This window comes from Gemmatimonadales bacterium, from assembly GCA_019637315.1.
Classification (GTDB): domain Bacteria; phylum Gemmatimonadota; class Gemmatimonadetes; order Gemmatimonadales; family GWC2-71-9; genus SHZU01.
The window spans coordinates 144,695-160,775 of the sequence record JAHBVU010000003.1; the positions used below are offsets into that span (position 1 = coordinate 144,695).

Annotated in this window: 11 protein-coding genes and 1 other annotated feature; of the genes, 2 read left to right on the forward strand and 9 right to left on the reverse strand. The window is 64.9% G+C overall.

Annotated elements, in window-relative coordinates:
- Nucleotides 1-194 precede the first annotated feature (194 nt).
- Nucleotides 195-671 carry a hypothetical protein gene (locus tag KF785_04220; GenBank protein ID MBX3145950.1) on the forward strand — a complete coding sequence of 159 codons (477 nt, stop codon included), beginning with the start codon at nt 195-197 and terminating at the stop codon, nt 669-671.
- A gap of 120 nt (nt 672-791) precedes the next feature.
- Here KF785_04220 and KF785_04225 read toward each other — a convergent pair whose 3' ends face one another.
- Nucleotides 792-2,558 (reverse strand): response regulator, encoded by a 1,767-nt coding sequence (locus KF785_04225; protein MBX3145951.1) that lies wholly within the window; start codon nt 2,556-2,558, stop codon nt 792-794.
- Between the two features lie 251 nt (nt 2,559-2,809).
- Between KF785_04225 and KF785_04230 the strand changes: the two genes are divergently transcribed.
- Nucleotides 2,810-4,035, forward strand: a protein-coding gene (locus tag KF785_04230) for an IS3 family transposase (protein MBX3145952.1) whose coding sequence is annotated in 2 segments (ribosomal slippage) — nt 2,810-3,092 and nt 3,092-4,035 — 1,227 coding nt in all. Because the reading frame shifts where the segments join, the coding sequence is not laid out codon by codon here.
- Nucleotides 3,088-3,204, forward strand: a sequence feature (AL1L pseudoknot). It overlaps the preceding gene by 117 nt.
- Before the next feature lie 866 nt (nt 4,036-4,901).
- Here the strand turns inward: KF785_04230 and KF785_04235 are convergent.
- The 8 genes from KF785_04235 to KF785_04270 all read right to left on the reverse strand — a co-directional run bounded on the left by KF785_04235 (nt 4,902) and on the right by KF785_04270 (nt 15,977).
- Nucleotides 4,902-6,773 carry a hypothetical protein gene (locus KF785_04235; protein ID MBX3145953.1) on the reverse strand — a complete coding sequence of 624 codons (1,872 nt, stop codon included), beginning with the start codon at nt 6,771-6,773 and terminating at the stop codon, nt 4,902-4,904.
- Nucleotides 6,770-7,159 carry a lasso peptide biosynthesis B2 protein gene (locus tag KF785_04240; protein MBX3145954.1) on the reverse strand — a complete coding sequence of 130 codons (390 nt, stop codon included), beginning with the start codon at nt 7,157-7,159 and terminating at the stop codon, nt 6,770-6,772. The genes KF785_04235 and KF785_04240 overlap by 4 nt, the downstream gene beginning before the upstream one ends.
- The gene (locus tag KF785_04245; protein ID MBX3145955.1) at nt 7,156-7,455 is read right to left on the reverse strand and encodes a PqqD family protein; all 300 of its coding nucleotides are present in this window, start codon (nt 7,453-7,455) and stop codon (nt 7,156-7,158) included. The genes KF785_04240 and KF785_04245 overlap by 4 nt, the downstream gene beginning before the upstream one ends.
- A gap of 338 nt (nt 7,456-7,793) precedes the next feature.
- Complete coding sequence (locus KF785_04250; GenBank protein MBX3145956.1) at nt 7,794-9,347, reverse strand: amidohydrolase family protein; 1,554 nt, start codon at nt 9,345-9,347, stop codon at nt 7,794-7,796.
- A gap of 33 nt (nt 9,348-9,380) precedes the next feature.
- The gene (locus KF785_04255) at nt 9,381-11,390 is read right to left on the reverse strand and encodes a S9 family peptidase (GenBank protein ID MBX3145957.1); all 2,010 of its coding nucleotides are present in this window, start codon (nt 11,388-11,390) and stop codon (nt 9,381-9,383) included.
- A 38-nt stretch (nt 11,391-11,428) separates the two neighbouring features.
- Nucleotides 11,429-13,420, reverse strand: coding sequence for a S9 family peptidase (locus KF785_04260; GenBank protein MBX3145958.1), 1,992 nt, complete (start codon nt 13,418-13,420; stop codon nt 11,429-11,431).
- 72 nt (nt 13,421-13,492) lie between these two features.
- The gene (locus KF785_04265) at nt 13,493-14,584 is read right to left on the reverse strand and encodes a beta-lactamase family protein (GenBank protein ID MBX3145959.1); all 1,092 of its coding nucleotides are present in this window, start codon (nt 14,582-14,584) and stop codon (nt 13,493-13,495) included.
- Nucleotides 14,585-14,588: 4 nt separating this feature from the next.
- A complete protein-coding gene (locus tag KF785_04270) occupies nt 14,589-15,977 on the reverse strand; it encodes a beta-lactamase family protein (GenBank protein MBX3145960.1) in 1,389 nt (462 codons plus the stop codon).
- Between the last annotated feature and the right edge of the window lie 104 nt (nt 15,978-16,081).

The window sequence follows — 16,081 nt, forward strand, 5'->3', positions numbered from 1 at the left end:
TGTGAGTGGCAGGACAATTCGGCGGCTCGACATCAGGTCGAGCCGGCCTCATGGGCGGATCATCAGGATTCGTCTTTGGCAGGCGCGAAGTCGAGCTCTTCGGGGCTCGAATCGCGCCTTTTCCGTTTTCTGGATGTAATCGGGTTGCAGCAGGTTTTGGAGTGAAGTTTCGCCAGATTCCTCAGGAGGAGCACATGCGTATTCGAAACGTAACTGCCGTCTTCAGCGCCGCCGGCTTGCTCATCGCGGCCTCATTCGGGGCCGCCTCATGGAGCGCCACCCTCGCCGCCGTCGACGGCTCGTCGATCGCCGGCCGAGCCACGGTTCAGAGCGCGGCCGGACCGAGCATGCCGACCGACACGACGGCCACGCCGTCGGCTGCGCAGAGTTACACCGCGACGATTTCGGTCACGGGTGGACCGGCCAACACCTCGCTCGCGTGGCAGATCCACCAGGGCCGCTGTGGCTCCGGCGGGCAGACGGTCGGTTCGGCATCGGCCTACTCGGCCTTGCGCACCGATGCGCAGGGCGCGGCCACCTCGACGGCCACCATTGCCGGTCCGCTCAGCGAAGGCAGCGAGTACGCGGTGAGCGTCCACAGCGGCAGCGCGGGCTCCCCGGCGATCGCGTGTGGCGATCTGCGAGCCAGCGCGGGCGGAACGGGCCAGTAATCGTCCGGCCCCTCGCACTGCGATGAACACCGCCCCTCGGCTTCAGTCGAGGGGCGGTGTCGTTTCAGCCAGCCTGGTGTCGGGTCGGTGCGAAGGTGTGGCGCAGACGGTTGACGAGGGTCACCGCTCCGGTTCGACGGCGGTCGGGTCCGACAGTCCGGCCAGGGCGGCGCGAACATGCTCCAGGAGCACGAAGGGCGTAAAGGGCTTCCGCAGGAACCGCTGATTGTCGCGCAGCTCACCCGACAGATCGTCACCGGGGTAACCGGACATCAGTAGAACACGAAGGTTGGGGCGCTTCGTGCGAAGGCTGCGGGCCAGCTCGACACCGCTCATCCCCGGCATGACGACGTCAGTCAGCAGCAGGTCGATCGGAAACGGCGCAGTACCCGCGAGGGTGACTCCTTCCTCGGCGTCGGCGGCCACCAGCACGCGATAGCCCTCCCGCGCCAGCACCTTGTGGGCAATCTCCCTGAGCGCGGCCTCATCTTCGACGAGCAGGATCGTCGCCGCAAAGCGAGGCGGACCTGCCGCATCGTGGCCTGCGGCAGCCCCGGCGGGCACGGGCGCTTCAGGCTCCGGCGCGACCCAGGCAAAGAAGACGGAAAACGTGCTACCCTTCCCTGGGGCACTTCGAACCACAAGGCCGGCGCCGCTCTGTTTGACGATTCCGTACACGCTGGCGAGCCCGAGCCCGGTGCCCCGACCGATCGGCTTGGTGGTAAAGAACGGCTCGAAAATGCGCGCCTGTGTCGCGGGGTCCATGCCCATTCCGGTATCGATGACCTCGACGACGATACACCGGCCCTGCGGCGGCGGAATCACCGCGTCGGCGAGAGGACCCGGCACGATCGTGGTACGTGCCTGGATGGTCAGCTTGCCGCCATCGGGCATGGCGTCGCGCGCGTTGACGGCAAGATTGAGCACGACCTGCTCCAGCTGGGAGGGATCGACCCGCACCTGGCCCAAGTCGCGAGGCACCTCGAGCGCGATCTCGACATGCTCTTTGATCAGTCGGCGCAGCAAGCGGGCTACCTGGTCGAGCGACACGCTGACATCGACGAGGCGCGGCTCGACCACCTGCTTCCGGCTGAAGGCAAGGAGCTGACGGGTCAACGAGGCCGCGAGCTCGCTGGCCCGGCGGATCTGGGTCAGATCCTCGCGAACCGGATGACCCTCTTCGAGCTCTTCCAGGCCCACCTCGGTATGACCCAGGATAGTCGTAAGCAGGTTATTGAAATCGTGGGCGACTCCGCCCGCCAACTGACCCACCGCCTCCATCTTCTGCGCCTGCGCCAGCTGTTCCTCGAGCTGAATCCGCTCGGTCTGGTCGCGCATGGTGATCACGATGCCGTGAACCGATGGCTCGTGCAACAGGCTGACGGCTACGGCCTCGATCCGGCGTGAGCTGCCATCCGGACCCGGGACGCGAACCCGGGCCAGATCGGTTTGACCAGGGCGAGCCAGCCGCTCGGACAGGAGGCGGGTGACCTCGCGCCGGCTGGTGGCCTCGACCAGGGTGGTCAGGTCCTGCCCGACCAGGGCGCTGGCCGCTCGGCCCCAGAGCGCCTCCGAGGAGGGAGATGCGTACCTGACGATGAGCTGCTCGTCGACCACCATGATGACGTCCGACGTGTGGCGCACCAAGGCGGCGATCTTGGCATCGGCCAGCAGGTTGGCCCGTTCGGCCTGGAGTTCGACGTTGTGGCGCATCGTCATCGCCTGGCGAACCACGAGCAGCAGCATCGTCAGAACCGCTCCGATGACGATGACGCCAACCCCGGTCGAGAGCTGCTCGATTCCGATCTTGAGGACGAATAACCCAATGGCCAGAACCGCAATCCACGGGATCGGGTTGCCCCCTTCCGTCGGCCGCGCAGCCGTCAAACCGTTAAATCGAAGGCGCAGGGACTCTGCGGCAAGTACCGGAAGGACGAAGCTGGCCAGCCCGAGCAAGACCGCCCATCTTTGCAGCGATTGATTGGATAGTGGGAACAATGCCAAGCCAAAGTTCACAACGAACCCAACTGCTGTCCAAACAACCACAAGCATGAAAGACAAAGCGTACTCTGGCGCAGGACGCCGGAGTGAATCGCCCCGGGTTTGCAGGAGACTCCAAAATGTGAGAGGTTGGAGTCATGAGCAAACGACCGCGGTTTTCGCCCGAAGTCCGAGATCGGGCCGTCCGGATGGTGTACGAGCATACCAAGGATCATACCTCGCAGTGGGCGGCCATCACCTCGATCGCGTCCAAGATCGGCTGTGCGGCGCAGACCCTGAGCCTCTGGATCAAGCGGCGTGAGACGGACGCGGGCCAGCGGCCCGGGCTGACGACGGCCGAGCACGCCCGGATCACGACCCTGGAGCGGGAGGTGAAGGAGCTGCGCCGCGCGAATGAGATTCTCCGCAAGGCTTCGGCCTATTTCGCCCAGGCGGAGCTCGACCGCCGGGGGCCGTGAGGGTGGCGTTCATCGACGCGCACCGGGCGACGTACGGAGTCGAGCCGATCTGTCGCGAACTGCAGATCGCTCCGTCGTGGTACTACGAGCAGAAGGCCCGGGCGGCTCAGCCCAGCCGGGTGCCGGCGCGGGTCCAGCGCGATGCAGGACTGCAACCGGCGATTGACCGCGTTTGGCGCGCGAATCGCCGCGTGTACGGCGCGAAGAAGGTCTGGAAGGCGCTGCAGCGGGAAGGGCGCGTGGTGGCCCGGTGCACCGTGGCGCGCCTCATGCGGGCGATGGGCCTGCGCGGCGTCGTGCGCGGGCGGCGGGTCCGCACGACGCTCCCCGACGTGCCGGCCGTGCCGCCCCCGGATCTGGTGCAGCGCGACTTCACGGCCACGCGTCCGAATCAGTTGTGGGTGGCGGACCTCACCTACGTCAGCACGTGGCGGGGCTATGTGTACGTCGCGTTCGTGATCGATGTCTTTGCGCGGCACATCGTCGGCTGGCGGGCGAGCACCTCGCTGCGCACGGACCTCGCCTTGGACGCCTTGGAGCAAGCGCTGTACGATCGGGACACGGATGCCGGTGTGATTCATCACAGCGACCGCGGCGCGCAATATCTCTCGATTCGCTACACCGAACGGCTGGCCGAGGCAGGCCTCGAGCCCTCGGTTGGGCGCCGCGGGGATTCGTACGATAACGCGCTGGCGGAGACCATCATCGGTCTCTATAAAACGGAAGTGATTTATCATGAAGGCCCGTGGCGTGGGCTGGAGCACGTCGAGCTGGCGACGCTGGCCTGGGTCAGCTGGTACAATACCGTGCGCCTGATGGAACCGCTCGGCTACGTATCACCGGTCGAGTTTGAAGCGACATATTCGGGCACCAGTGCGGACTTCGCCGGGCTGGTACTTAAATAACCCAGTCTCCTGCAAACCCGGGGCGATTCAGAGTACAGCAAGGCTCAATCCAGCGAGAAGTACGGCCGACGTTGTCAAGACACCGAGTTCGTCCGTCGACGCAGCCCCATGGGCGGAAGGGCCGAAACGGACATACCAGACGAAGAGGACAACTGCGATTGAGATAATTCCGACATCAATTGCCAGATACTGACGACGCAAATGACTGCCAAGTGCACGTGGCCATAGAAGCAGGGCGGTCACGAGCAGCGGGCAGGCCGCCCACGCGAGCACTCCGATAACCTGGACCAAACTTCCACGAACGCCCCCCACCACGACCAAGGCGCTACTGACCAGCCACACTAACCCTGCTGCAAAAACCACAAAGGCGGGGCGCCGGATGGGAGAACCGGGCCTCAGCGTGCGAATAGCTCGCCACCAAAAGGCGGCAATCAGTAAGTTGAACGAAACCGTTAAGGGACCGTAAGCAGTGGGCGGCAACAGGTGTGGCTGGAGGGATGCGACTGAATGGAACGCTATACCCGCGACGACCGCGAGAAAAGGAACGAGACCTCCGTTGGCTATCCAAGCCACGAAGGACTTCCACACGGTCGCGGGCGTCATCGGGCCAGAAGGCATTGCGCGGGTGCAGTTGGGGTCACCCTAGCAATCTACAATCAGCACCCGTCATTTGAATAGGATGCGCCTAGAGCCCCGCTCCGAACCCATTCTAGTCCGGGAGCGGGGCTTCAGGAGCACGCGTTCTCAGTTCGCGGCGCGCAGCGAAAACATTTCCATGATCTCAGCCTTGAAGCCACCCTCGGTCTTCTCGGTCACGGAACCCATCTTGGTCACCGACGGCTTGACATACGTAAGCTTGGACATTGCTACAACTCCTCAGAAAAGTTAGGTACAGGTTGATTTGGAACCACTTTGGGCAGTTGGGCTACCTGACGCGCCCACCGCCCTGAACGCACTGCAAACCACATTTCCAGCGAGAGCGTGAAGAAGAGCGTCGTGACAAATTCCGTCGCACCGCGACGGGCCTGATCCAGCGCCTGTTTGAGCTTCTCGCGACAGACATATCCCAGCTCAGCCAGGTGCGATCCCTCCACCAGGCGCTCGAGCATCCCGTGGTGCTGCTGCAAGGACCAGATGAGCCGCCCGTCGATCGCTCCCTTGCCCGGCCGGTTCCGCACCACATCGGGCAAGGCGTCTCCCATTGCTTCGCGCAGAATCCACTTGGCGCGGCCAGGCCGGAAACGGAGCTCGAGCGGCAGCCGGAGGCAGAACTCGACCAGCGGTCGATGCAGGAACGGATAGCGGACCTCGACCCCCTCCTCGAACACGCCTCGCTCGAGAGCCATGTCGATGCTGCCGATCTCCTCGGCTTGAAGCCGAGCATAGATCTCCCCGGGGGCGCCGTCGGCGTTGCCGGTCAGGATCCGCTCATCGAGGCGCTGCTCCCGGACCAGATCCGGAGCAAACCAGCTCGGCAGCTCGCGACCCCGAATGGCGCGGCGGCGCTTGAGCCACATCGGGCCGAGCGGCACCAGGATATGGTCGATCCCGAGTCCCCAGAACGACCGTCGTGAGGCCACCGCGAGATTGACCAGATCGCCCAACGCATCCTTGATCCTGCCGCGGACGATCCAGTCTGCGAGGTAGTCGTAGGTTCCCGCCAGATAGTTGTCGGCTCCGTAGCCGCTGAGCAGCACCTGCCCCCCGGCGTTGCGCACGACATCGCGCAGGGCCCGGTCGCGGGCATAGAAGGGCAGGAAGAGGCGGGGATCGGAAAAGTCGGGCGGCGGCTGGCCATCGTCCTGCCAGGCGGCGTAGTCGGCGATCCGTTCGTTCCGAAGGCCGTACTGCCGAACCACCGCATCGGAATAACGGGTCTCGTCGCCTTCGGCGAGCGAATCGACGACCGTCTGAGTGCCTGCGAGTGGCGCGACGAGCCCTTCACGCGCCAGGCCCTGGGCCATGGCCACAACCGACGAGGAATCGAGGCCGCCCGACAACTGCGCCCAAGTCGAGACCCCATCATCCAGCTGAGCCAGCACGGCCTCACGAAAGAGCCGCCGGAACTCGGCAATCGCTTCACGCTCGCTGGGCACTGCGTCGGCCGCAACGAACTCCGCCGGATCCCAGTACCGTCGAGTCCGAACCCCCAACGCGTCCGCCGTAAGCGAGGTCCCCGGAAGCAACCGGGTGACGTCGGCAAAGACGGTCCGTTCGGTCCCCCGACGCAGCCCGAGGAGCATGTCGCCCAGGAACGACCGGTCGTAGCGTGCCGACTCGAAGCATTCGAGATGCGAACCAACCACGAGGCGATTGCCGGTGCGCTGATAGAAGAGCGTCTTGACGCCCAGCGCATCGCGAACCGCAACCAGACGATGCGCCCGGGTGTCCCACAGCACGACCGCAAAGTCGCCCACCACGTCGCGGAAGCCGGCCGTATCATGTTCGAGATAGCGCTCGATGATCAGCTCGAGATCGCCACCCCCGGTCCGAGAGCCGCCCGGACGCAACGCCGCCCGATTGGTGATGCGCGCGCTGCCCAGCGCCAGGATACCGTCCCGATGCGCGATGGCTGGACGACCAAAGCTCTCGGCGGGAACCCAGGCGGCGCCCCAGGCGCCGTGCAGCATCACCTCGGTCTGCTCCCCGGCACGCCCCACCGCGGGAAGCGCCGCAACCAGGGCATCGATGCCGACCGTGTCGCCGCTCAAGTCGACCACGCACATGAACGGATTCATGCGAACGCCTCGGGAAACGCCACGAACTTCACCAGCTCGTCGTCGTTCTCGAGCAGGGGCCGACCGTCGAGTTCAACCCAGGCGTGGGCTCGAAACGGGTAGGGCTGCACCCCGACCCGCAGGGCCACATCATGACCCCAGCGGCGGAGCAACAGATAGCCTGCGACCGACTGTTCCAGACAGATGGCTCGCCCGGGAAAGAACGCCGCCGCAACGGCCACGCTGCGGACGATGTCCTCAGCAGTACCTCGGGGCGAACGACGGGCCAGCCGGGGTGCCACGCGAGTAACCCAAGCCAGCGTGCGACTGAACCCGGCGAGGCGGAGCGACAGGCGCGCCACCGACACGGTGAAGAAAGCGCTCACGAAACCCGGACGTGCGCTCATCGGCCAGCCAGCACCAGGCCGCCACGGGTCAAGTCGTCGAGACAGGCGGTTACATCCCGGCGCGCCACCTCGACGGGCACCTCGAACTCGGCCACTACGAGACCTGACAGGCGCTCGGCGGTGGTCGGTTGAGCCAGGTGATCCCAGATCCGAACGGCAACACCATCCAGCGAATAGAACTGCTCGCCCCGGAGGTCCATCAGCACGAGCTTGTCGCCGTGCGCCACCGATTTCACATGCGGCGACCGACGGAAGCGGTCAGACGGCGTGCGGCGGAAAATGGACAGCAGTCCCATTGCGATCGAACCCACCCGGTGGAAGACTGGCGCGGCTCGTGCACTCTGGAGGCGGCCGCAATCGACAGGGCACAATCTTCCCGATCGGGGGCGCACCAACAAGGCGACCCCGGGCAAGTAGTTGCCAGGATCCTGTATTACGGACCTAGCGATATGCTCGAGCGGCGAGACGGCAGCGCAATCTGCCGTGGCGGATATCCATCAACCTGTTGGACCGGCTCCAGAGAACCACCCGGCCACAATTGCCGATGGTGAAGAAAGTGTGAATCGAGAATGAGGGCTTCGTTCAACCGGCAGCGCAAGACACCCTGCACCACCGGTTGAACGATGGGGAACGACTAGCGACGCGCCGGTCGCGCCAGCGCACGCCCGGCCAGCGTACCGTTGGGCTTGCCGCCGTCGACGGCAACGCGACCATTCACGAGCACGAAAACAACTCCTTCCGCAAGCTCCTCTGGCGCCTCGTAGGTCGATCGATCCGTCAGACGCGTCGAGTCGAGCACCACGACGTCGGCGTACTTGCCGGCCGCAAGAACGCCCCGATCAGCGATACCGACGATCTCCGCCGTTTGACGGCTGCTCGCCTCGACGGCCCGGGCAAAGGAGATAACGCCTCGATCGAGCACGTAACGCCGGAGTTTGCGCGGAAAGGTCCCGAACTTCCGAGGATGGCCACCGGACCCGTCCGATCCCGTGACCACGAAGTCCTGACGCATGAAATTGTCGATGTCGGCCTCCTGCATATTGAAGGACGCCACACCCGCGTCACCGGCCGCGACAATCGTGATCGCGGCGTCGATCGGATCGACCCCCGTCTCTCGGGCTACCTCAGACAGGCGGCGACCCTTCCACTGCCCGGCGGTGATCAACAAAGCATCTGCCCCGCCGCGGCGGCGCAGGTTGTTGCGCATCTCGGCCACCAGGGTATCGCGAATGGTGCGGTCCGCGAGGCGCCGACGGAGTGAATCACGCCCACCGGCTTCGGCCCAGCGGGGCAGCAACGATGCGCCGATGCTGCTGCCCGATGCCGTATAGGGGTACTGATCCGCCGTAACTCGCTGCCCCGCCTTGCGAGCGGCCTGGATCGCCGCAATCACGTCTCCGCTCTTGCCCCAGACATCGACACCCAATGCCTTGATGTGGGCAATATGGGTGGGAAGCCCGGCCTCCCGGCCGATCCGAAGCACCTCCTCGACAGCGGCAAGCAACCCGATCGAATAGCTCGACTCATCCCGAATGTGCGAGTCGTAGTATCCACCTGCCTCGGCGGCCACCTTCGACAGGGCGATCACTTCCTCGGTCGATGCATAGCTTGCCGGCGCATAGTACAAGCCGGTCGAGATGCCGAAGGCGCCTTCGCGCATCCCTTTGGCAATCAGGGCCCGCATGCTGTCGAGCTGCGCCGCAGTGGGGGCCGCCGCCGACCCGCCGAGTACCCGCTGACGCGCCGTGGTGTGCCCGACCAGAAACGCGACGTTCGTACCCGCACCGTCCCGATCAACCGCGGCCCGTGCGTCGGTAACCTCGATGGGACCGCGCCCGTCACTTCCGACGATGACCGTGGTAACACCCTGCAGCAGAAACCCCGGCAGGCCGCGTCGCTCGCTGGAGCGGAGGTCTCCATCCACATGAGTGTGCGGATCGATGAACCCCGGCGCCACGACCAGCCCCTTGGCGTCGATGGTTCGCCCCGCCGTCAGACCGGCAGGCGCCCGGCCCACGAACACGATCCGGTCGCCGCGCACTCCAAGGTCGGCCAGGCGCGGAGCGGCTCCTGTACCGTCATAGACGCTGCCGTTGCGAATCCAGACATCGACGCGATCCTGTGCCGCGGCCGTATCCGCACCGGCCGCGACAGAGAAGGCGAGGAACCACGCAAGCCTCATCCGCATAGGTTGTCCTCTCCGAACTCGAGACGCATCGCGCTAGGGAACCAGCGCAGCAGGCGCCGGCTCGACTCCGAGAACATGCTTCGCAAAGAAGTTGTACTCCCGTCGGATCTTGTCGAGCGCGTGACGGGGCTCGTTGAGACCGTGCCCTTCTCTCGGATAGAACACCAGCTCGACCGGAATGCCGTTCTTGCGGAGCCCCATGTACAGCTCCTGCGCCTGTCCGACCGGCACCCGCAGGTCCTGCTGCCCATGCAGAATCAGGGTCGGGGTCTTGGCCTGCTTGATGTGCACCATGGCCGACGCCCGGCGATAGGCTTCCTCATCATTCCAGGGCTCGTCACCGAAATAGTCCTCGAGCACCATCTGCAGATCGTTGGTCGAATACATGGAGTACATGTTGGTCAGGCCGGCGCCGACCATGATGGCCTTGAACCGATCGGTCTGGGTCAGGGTCCAGGCACTCATATAGCCGCCGTAGCTCCAGCCACCCTGCGCCATCCGAGCGGGGTCCGCAATACCGCGTCGGACCAGCTCGTCGAGTCCGGTCTGAATATCCTGATAGTCGCCGCCGCCCCAATCGCGGAGGTTTGCGGCCAGGAATATCTCGCCGTAGCCGCTCGATCCGCGGGGATTGGGCAGGAATGCCACCCAGCCCTGCGAAGCATAGACCTGGGCCGGATTGTACCAGCTCGACCCGAAGCCCTGATCCCAGACCCCGGAGGGCCCGCCATGGATCAGCGCCACCGTTGGATAGCGGCGACCCGCCTGATACCCGGCCGGATAGATCAGGACCCCCTCGATCTCCATGCCGTCCTTGCTCTTCCAACGAACCACCTCGCCCTTCCCCAGCGTGGCGTCGGCGAGCTCCGGGTTGACCGTCGTAAGCTTGGTCATGGCCCATGGCGCATCGGTGCGCGCAACGTAGACATCCTCCGGGGTGTCCATCGCCGAGCGGCCAAAGGCAACCATGCGGCGATCACTCGAGAGCGACGGCGTCGAACCACCGAACCAGCCACGCGCGCCCCGGAAGTCGGAGAGCTGCCTGGCAGGGCCGCCATCGATCGGTGCGTGAAAGAGCTCGGTGCTGGTTCGCACCGAGGCCCAGAAGTAGACGCTTTTCCCGTCCGCTGCCCAGGTAACGGTCCCCGGCTGATAGAGAAAGTCCCGCGCCAGCGGGCGGGGCGTACCACCTGCTGCCGGAATAACCATCAGGCGCGACTGCGAAATGGCGACGGCTTTGCTGGAGGTCGAGGAGAACGCAATCGAAGCACCGTCCGGCGACCAGCGCGGGCCAACATCAGGCCCCGGATTCTCGTACAGCTTCCTCGTCGCGCCGGTTGCGACATCGGCGATCAGGATATCGGCAAACCGGTTGTCATCCGCCCGAGGCGTCGGGACCGACACGAACGCAATCTCCCGACCACTGGGCGACCAGTCGAGCGAGGAGATCTGGTAGTCACCCTTGACCACCTCGCTGCTCTTGCGTGTGGCAACGTCGATCAAGTGGAGGCGGGCCGGAATGAAGTTCTGATCCACGACAATCGCGTCGTCTTTTTCCTTCTGACGCTTCTCTTCCTCCGGAGTCGGCTCTCGCTGCGCAACGTAGGCAATGCGATTGCCGTCCGGTGCCCACGCGAAAGATTGAATTCCGGTCTTCGAGTCCGTCAGCTTCTCCGCTTCGCCGCCGAAGGGGGAGATCAGAAAAATCTGCGGCTTGCCCTCCCGCGCCGAGACAAATGCGATCCGTCTGCCATCCGGCGACCACGCCGGTTGATCATCCATTGCCTTGGAACTGGTGAGGCGGATCGACTCCCCGCCCGCCGATGGCACCAGCCAGATATCGGAGTTGGTCGTGCTCTCCGTCAGGTTGGGCACCGTAACGCTGTAAACGACATGCCGACCATCCGGCGAGATCGCAACGGGACCGAGGGTCCGCATGGCGGCCGCCCGCTCCGGTGTCAGCGCCTTCTGCGCATCGACCGAGCCCACCACGAGGCCAAGGAGGACGACACCAGCCAGCCACCCAACAGACTTTGCGCGCATAGATGGATTCCGTTCAGGATGCATAGGGATAGCTAGCGTCATGGGATCAGCGCGGGCTTGTCGGACACATCGACCCCAAGCACGCGCTTCGAGAAGAAGGCATACTCGCGCCGCATCCGGTCGAGCTGATGCCGCGGCTCGGACAACCCGTGCCCCGCTCGGGGGTAGAAGACGAGCTCGACCGGCACGCCGTTCTTCTTGAGCCCCATGTAGAGCTCCTGCGCCTGCCCGATCGGCACCCGGAGGTCCTGCTGCCCGTGCAGAATCAGGGTCGGCGTCTTGGCCTGCTTGATGTAGACCATCGCCGAGGCCCGCCGATAGGCTTCCTCGTCGTCCCACGGCTCGGCACCGAAATAGTTCTCGAGGGTCGTCTGGAGATCGTTGGTCGAGTACATCGAATACATGTTGGTAAGCCCGGCGCCGACCATCAGCGCCTTGAAGCGATCGGTCTGCGTCAGGGTCCACGCCGTCATGTATCCGCCGTAGCTCCAGCCACTCTGGCCCAGCCGATCAGGGTCGGCCACGCCACGACGCACCAGTTCGTCCAAACCCGTCTGAATGTCCTGGTAGTCGCCGCCGCCCCAATCCCGCACGTTGGCCTTCATGAAGGCGTCGCCGTAGCCGCTCGACCCCCGCACATTCGGATAGAAGCTGACCCAACCGCGTCCGGCCCAGATATGGCCATAGTTACCGGACGAGCCCGGGAAACCCTGGGTCCACACCCCGGACGGCCCGCCGTGAATGAACGCCATGGTCGGATACCGCTTGGACGGATCATAGTCCGGCGGGTAGATCAGGACGCCTTCGATTTCCATCCCGTCCTTGCTCTTCCAGCGGTACAGCTCTCCCCGACCGAGCGCAATCTCGGCCAGCTGCGGATTGTGGTCGGTGAGCTTGACCGGAGCGAACCGTGCCGGATCGCGGACCACATAGACGTCGTTCGGCCGGGTGACGTCCGAGACGGTAAAGGCGATGGTCCGGCCGTCGTCGGACATCGTGGCGCCGCTCATCGTCCCGTTGTGCGAGGTCAGCTGCTTCGGTTCGCCGCCGGCCACCGGCACCGAGAAGAGCTGGTTGGTGGTGCGCACCGACGCCGTGAAGAACAGGGTCCGACCATCCGCCGACCAGGTTGCCGCTCCGGGCTGATAGAGGAAACGTGTGGCAACGGTCCGCGGCGTGCCGCCGGCGGCGGGAATCACCTTGAGTTCGGTCTGACCGAAGCCGTCGGGCCGGCTCGAGAAGGCGATCCACCGGCCATCGGGTGACCAGCGCGGATTGTTGTCGATACCGGGGTTCTCGAAGAGCTTCCGCTTCTCTTTACTCGCCAGCGTGATGATGTACACGTCCGACCGGGCGCCGTCGTCAGCCGCAGGCGTGGGGCGGACCTCGTAGGCCAGCTGCGTGCCGTCCGGCGACCATTGCGGGTTCGAGGGATGGAAATCGCCCGCGACGACCTCGGCGGCCTTCTTGGTCGCGACATCGATGGTCCAGATCCGGCCGAATCGGTGATCCTGATCGACCACGATCGCGTCATCGCGGTCCTTCTGCTTCTTCTCTTCCTCCGCCGTCCACTCGCGAAGAGCCGTGTAAGCAATCGTCTTGCCATCCGGCGACCAGACGAGACTCTGGACCCCGCTCTTCGACGAGGTCAGCTTCTCCGCTTCACCTCCGTTAGGCCGGATCAACCAGATCTGCGGCCGTTCTTCACGCGCCGAGATGAAGGCAATCCACTTGCTGTCCGGTGACCAGCGCGGGGACCCATCGGCCCGGGGACTGGTGGTCAAGCGAACCGGCTCCCCCCCGGCAGTGGCCACGAGCCAGACGTCGGTGTTAATGGTGTTCTGCTCGAGTTCGGTCTGACTGACGACATACGCGACCCAGCGCCCGTCAGGCGAGACCTGCGGATCGGACACCTGCTTGAGAGCCAGAATGTCCTCGGGCGTCATCGGACGTTGTGCCACGGCCGACCCGACCCCAAGCACGACCAGGAACGTGAGGACGGCGATCAACTGCTTCAGTCGGTTCATCATGTACCCGCTTCCCCGCGACTTCGAAAAGGTGAAACCGATAACGCATCCGGCCGAGAGTGACCGAATGCCCTGCTAATCTCGCGGCGTGGCGGCCGGGAGGCCGAGCACGAGCCGAGCCAGCGCAGCGCCCAAACCAGAGGCCTGACCGTTGGCGGTGTTGGTCAGCACGACCACCGTGAGCCGGTCGTCCGGATAATTGGCGAGCCACGCACTAAAACCGTTGATTCCGCCACTGTGGGCCACCTGCCGATGCCCCTGGAGTGCGCCGATGCTGACACCGTAGCCATACTCACCGCTTGCTCCGGACTTGAGGTGCCCCGTGCGCATGGCGGTCAGCCATTGCGGCCCCAGAACTCGACCCCCATCGAGCGCCCGTTGCCAGGCGAGCAGATCGAGGACGTTCGAGCAGAGCGATCCGGCGCCGGCAGGAATGTTCATACTGATCGGGCGGTCGTTGACAACCGCGCCCTGGTCGATTGCGTAGCCGTGCGCTCGCTTGGGGATCAGTCTGGAGTTATGGCAATAGGATGACGACCCGAGACCCTGCGGAGCAATCAAGGCCTGCTCGACTAGGGTCGGGTACGGCGTGCCCGTCACCTTGCCGGCAATCACACCAAGCAGGAAGTACCCCGAGTTGTTGTAGCGATACTGCGCGCCTGGCTCGAAGTCGAACGGCTGATTGGCAAACTCGGCAATCAGCTGATCTTCGGTCAGGTCGAGTCGCGAAAGGGTGGCATAGCGCGGCCCGAGTGCGGTGTAGCTCCGGATCCCCGAGCTATGGGTCAGCAAGTGGCGGATGGTCATCCGCCGGCCCTGGGTCGGATAGTCGGGAAGAAAGCGGGTGATCTCATCATCGAGACGGATCTTACCCTGCTCCACCAGTTGCAGAATCAGCGCCGCGGTAAACTGCTTGGTAACCGATCCGATGCGATACACCGTCTCAGCCGTTGCCGGGGCCGAGCTTTCCAGGTCGGCCGCGCCGTACCCCCTGGCGACCAGCAATTCGCCCCGATACTCGATCCCGATCGAGACGCCGACGTTCTGATGCCGTGCCATGTGGGCCGAGACGACCGAGTCGACCCGACCGAGCAAGGCGCTACGAGACTGAGCCTCGACGCCGCCAGCCAAGACAATCAGGCATCCCAGGAAAAGTTGCGTCTTCATGGGCTCACTCCACCCGCTGGCCGCGCATAGGACCGTCGACCGGATGCTCGAGTTCAATGACCGATGGGCGGCCGGCCCCGCCTGTGAACCGAAGCAGCGGGCTGAGACCGTAGAACCCGAACGCCTGCCCACCGAGCGCCAGATAACGATCATCGCCCTGCCAGGCCAGACGGCTCCAACCGGCTCCGCCGCGCCCGATGACCAGACGCCCCTCCTCCTCCTTCACCTCGAATACGGTCCCGGCCAGACGGTAACGGCCCACCAGCGAGGATCGACGATCGGCCGGGAGCACTTGCTCCCCGGCCGGAGGCAGATCCACACCAAGTATCCCTGCGACGATTCCGTCGGAGAGTCCGACCGGATCTGAACCCATCGTGTTTGCCAGCACGCTGACGACAAGATCGCGCTCAGGAACGTACAGCAGATTGGCCTGGAATCCCGTGATCGTACCCCCATGCCGGATGACCCGGTACGGCCCGATGTGATAGAGCGCGACCCCGTAGCCGTAATTCGTCTTCCAGCCATCGGCCAGCCGAGCCGGTGTGATCATCCGCTGGTATGTCGCGGTAGAAAGGAGCCGGCCCTTGGCCAAGGCATCCCGGAATCGAACCAGGTCGATTGGGGTTGAGCACAATGCCCCGGCTCCACGGGGAATCGACATGCTCTCCCCGACCGCCCGCTCGAAACCCGCCGCCGCCCGGCGGTATCCCTTGGCACGATTCGGCACCACGGCGTGTTCGTCGCACCATGACGTCCTGGTCAGGCCGAGCGGCTCCGTGATCCCGCGGGCCAGCACCTCCGCAAGCGAGCTTCCGGTGATCCGCTCGACCAGCATGCCCGCGAGCAGATACCCGGTGTTGTTGTACTGCCAGGAGGTCCCCGGCTCGAAATCGGGAGGCACGTTGCGCAGCAGGCCGATCAGACGATCCGTCGTCAGATCGAGTCGGAAGCTGTCGCGGGAAACGGCCTGCCCCAGGTTGGTAAAGCTCCGGATGCCCGAGGTGTGGTCGAGCAGTTGGGCCACCGTGACGCTGCGACCGCTGGTCGGCGCATCGGGCAGATAGGTCCGGATATCGGCGTCGAGATCGACTTTACCCTGATCGACCAGCTGGCCGAGCAGCACAGTCGTGACCTGCTTGGTGACGGAGCCGACTTTGAAAATCGTCTCGACGTTGATCGCCGCCGGATTCTCGAGGTCCGCCTGCCCGTACCCGCGCGCAAAGAGCACCACGCCGCCCTGCATGACGGCGACAGAGACACCCGCCGTCGGACCCGCGCGGAGTTCTCGCGCGGCCAGACTGTCGACCAGCACCGGCAGTCGAGCGGGATCGACGGCGGATGCCGCAACGGGCGCTGCCGCCTGGATCAGGGCGGTAAACAAGACCAGAAGCATGAATGATAGTTCCAATAGTGCGGTCGGAAGCGAATCCAGGCAACCTTCGCCGCGGTCGATCCCACTGCATCCCATTACGCACGACGCCCGACGTTCGCTGAAGC

Excerpts from the sequence above, each read along its gene's own strand:
- KF785_04270 (MBX3145960.1), bottom strand. The coding sequence starts at position 15,977 with ATGCTTCTGGTCTTGTTTACCGCCCTGATCCAGGCGGCAGCGCCCGTT.
- KF785_04260 (MBX3145958.1), bottom strand. The coding sequence starts at position 13,420 with ATGATGAACCGACTGAAGCAGTTGATCGCCGTCCTCACGTTCCTGGTC.
- KF785_04240 (MBX3145954.1), bottom strand. The coding sequence starts at position 7,159 with ATGAGCGCACGTCCGGGTTTCGTGAGCGCTTTCTTCACCGTGTCGGTG.
- KF785_04265 (MBX3145959.1), bottom strand. The coding sequence starts at position 14,584 with ATGAAGACGCAACTTTTCCTGGGATGCCTGATTGTCTTGGCTGGCGGC.
- KF785_04250 (MBX3145956.1), bottom strand. The coding sequence starts at position 9,347 with ATGCGGATGAGGCTTGCGTGGTTCCTCGCCTTCTCTGTCGCGGCCGGT.
- KF785_04235 (MBX3145953.1), bottom strand. The coding sequence starts at position 6,773 with ATGAATCCGTTCATGTGCGTGGTCGACTTGAGCGGCGACACGGTCGGC.
- KF785_04245 (MBX3145955.1), bottom strand. The coding sequence starts at position 7,455 with ATGGGACTGCTGTCCATTTTCCGCCGCACGCCGTCTGACCGCTTCCGT.
- KF785_04255 (MBX3145957.1), bottom strand. The coding sequence starts at position 11,390 with ATGCGCGCAAAGTCTGTTGGGTGGCTGGCTGGTGTCGTCCTCCTTGGC.
- KF785_04220 (MBX3145950.1), top strand. The coding sequence starts at position 195 with ATGCGTATTCGAAACGTAACTGCCGTCTTCAGCGCCGCCGGCTTGCTC.